Source organism: Prosthecobacter sp. (assembly GCF_049294395.1).
In the GTDB taxonomy this organism is placed as follows: Bacteria; Verrucomicrobiota; Verrucomicrobiia; order Verrucomicrobiales; family Verrucomicrobiaceae; genus Prosthecobacter.
The window spans coordinates 1-2,934 of the sequence record NZ_JBAQCR010000095.1 but is presented as its reverse complement, the minus strand read 5'-3'; the positions used below and the strand labels follow the sequence as shown (position 1 = coordinate 2,934).

The following is a 2,934-nucleotide window of genomic DNA, read 5'->3' as shown; positions in this document are numbered from 1 at the left end:
GGGCTTGGAGGTGGCCATGGGCAGATTGCTGGGGGCGGTGGTGCTCCAGGTGCGGCCGTGGTCTTTGCTGAGGGAGATGAGCGCCTGCGGTTTGGCTCCGTAGCGGGCGATGTTGGTGATGTTTGCGCCATCGACAATGACGCTGCTTTCGCCCCACATGCTGAGTCCTTCGGCGGCGGGGATGACGACGAGATCCCACTGGGTGAAATCTGCGCCGTGGCTGATGGCGACGGCGGCGGGGTGGCCGTGACCGACGCTGATGCCGGACATGATCCAGTTGCCGTCGGTCATTTTCACCGGCTCCTGCAGGGGCCAGAAGCCGCCCTGAATGACGGTGCCCTGGCTTTCCCACTTGCCAGTGGTTTCATTGAGCCGGTAGGCGCGGGTGTGGACTTTGCTGCTGTCGATGTCGGTGAGGTGGTGGCCGTAGAAGGAGCCGTGAAATGACCAGAGTGCGCCGTCGTGAGAGAGGAAGACGCCGTGGCTGACGGCGTGGTCGTCTGACTCGCCGGCACCGATGGTGAAGGTGTCTGCCCAGGTCTGGCCGCCATCGCTGCTGACGCGTCCGCGTGCCTGCTCGCCGGGGGTGTTTTCCTCGCCTTTGTTGTGACCGAAGGAGGCATACAGCCTGCCTTTGTGCCAGCCGAGGCCGACGCCATGGAGCCAGATGTAGCCGTCTTTTTCGGGGGCATGTGGCTGAATGACATGAAATACCACGCCGTCGAGCACGGGTGCCTCGGCGGCTTTGGGCAGCTTTGCGGTGGCATCCCACAAAGGGGTGTCGGACGGAGCGATGGGCTTGGGGACTTGCTGGGTGGCGGTGACGGGCCTGTAGGTTTTGGCGATCTCTGCGGCGGTGAGGACGCGGGAGATGAAGCGTGCGTCATCCACCGCGCCGTGAAGCTGCTGGGTGAGGCGGTCGCCATCCTTCACACCACCGAGGGTGATGGGGGCCTGGGTGGCGGGCAGAGGTTTGCTGAGCGGGGTCTTGCCGACGGGCCGGCCATTGAGATAGAGCACGGCCTGGGTGGCGGAGACGGTGAGCGCGACGTGGTGCCAGTGGCCGGCCTGCAGCAGGGGCTTGGCGGTGATGGTCCGCCACTTGTCCTGCTGAAGGTAGGCGCGCAGGATGCCGCCCTCCTCGACCGCGAGGCTCCACTGGCGCTCTTTGAGTGAGTAGCGGTTCTTGGCGGCAATGATTTGCTGGCCTGCATCGAGTACGTGCGGATTCAGCCAGACGGAGAAGGTGAAGCCGGTTTCGCCATTGAGTGCGGCGGTGTCCTTGAGTTCGATGACGGTTTTGCCATCGAGCACGAGTGATTTGCCATGGGCACCGGGGGCCACTTTGGGCCTGCCGCCGTGGACCTGAATGGGGGCATCCACGGCATCGAGCGGCCAGGTTTGCGCGGTGACAGGCGCGGTTTTTTTCACGCCGGTGGCTTTGTTCACGAGCACGCGCAGGCGGCTGGTGGGGGCGGTGAGCCTGCCAGCGAGGACTTCGTCTTCGGTGAAGAGGGCCATGAGGATCTCTTTGTCTTTGCCGCGCTGGAAATCATAGATGACGGAGATGCGGCCGTCTGCGGACTGCACGCCGTCCGGGTAGCAGGCGCCATCGCGTTCATCGAGGAGCAGGCCGCCCTGCCAGGAGTGGCCGTCGTCGTCGGAGAGGAAGGCGGTGAGGTGGGAGCGCCCCTTAAAACCTGCAGGCGGATTTTGCCGCACGAGCAGGAGCCGGCCGCTGGCGAGACGGCGGATGAAGAAGCGCGTGGTCAGGTGGGGGATGGCGCTGGCTTTGACGTCTGACCATGATTTGCCGCCGTCTGTGGAGGTGCTCTCGCCGAGGCCGGTGCTCCCCTTCCCTTCGGTGGCGAACTTTCCGCGCACGAGCATCCAGAGGGAGGCGTCTTTGCGCTCGATGATCATCTGCTCGTCTGCGTTGCGCGATTTTTTGTCGGGCAGATTGGCGGCGCCGAGTTCGGTGAAGGTCTGGCCGTGATCTGTGGAGACGACGGCGCGTGAGCTGCCATCTGTGTACCAGGAGGAGAGCGGCAGGAGCCAGCGGCTGTCCTTGGTGACGGTGGGCTTGTTCATCATCACACCGTGGGAGATGCGCCGGGGTGCGGACCATGGGGCGGTGGCGCTGCCGGAGTCTGCGGTGGTGATGGCAAAGGTGACGAAGGTGCTGAAATCGCGGCCTTTGGGCTGCGTCATTTCCTGCCCCCAGAAGAGCCAGAGCTTGCCGTCGGGATCGTGCCAGAGGCAGGGATCAAAGGCGCGGACGGGGCCGGCGGCATCGGGGTCGAGGACCATGACCGTCTGCCAGGTGCGGCCGTCATCGCCGCTGGTGGAGAGGAGGATGTAGTTCTCATGGTCTTCGGTCAAACCGCCGCCATACCAGGTGGCCCAGAGGCGGCCATTGGGGGCGCGCTCGATGCCTGACACGCCCTGGAACAAACGGGCGCTGTCTGCGTAGGCGGGGCCGGGAGAGGTCTGGGGAACGGCGGGGATGGCGGCAGGGGTGGCGTCTGCGGCAGGCAGGAGTGAGGTGACGAACAGCGCGCCGCAAAGGAGGGAGGTGAGACGGATCATGGAATGGACAAAACGGGTGGCAGGCTGGGCGTGGTGTGGCAGGGGCATGGGGGAGGTCCGATGTGCGATTCGGCATAGCGAGGCCGAAGGTGCTCCCTTTAACGTCTGCAGGTGCGGCATTTCCATCACTCCGTGTCTGAGCCTGGGGAGAATGAACGCTGCCGCATAGACGCAGGCCGGATTTCGCCTATTTGTGCGGCATGACTGACATGGAACTCCGCCGGCTGTCCGAACTCCGCGCGCTGCTGGAAGGCTTTGCCGCGCGCCATGCGGCGGCGCATGCGGTGGAGGACGCGGCGGCGATGAAGGCGATGCGCGCGACTTTGAAACGACTGACCTCCGCCA

Annotated in this window: 1 protein-coding gene; it reads right to left on the bottom strand. The window is 65.0% G+C overall.

Going from position 1 to position 2,934, the window contains the following annotated elements; translation table 11 throughout:
- Nucleotides 1-2,589, bottom strand: a 2,589-nt coding sequence (locus tag WAW39_RS06095) for an exo-alpha-sialidase (RefSeq protein WP_422316825.1), incomplete at its 3' end; no start/stop codon positions are given.
- Nucleotides 2,590-2,934: the final 345 nt, after the last annotated feature.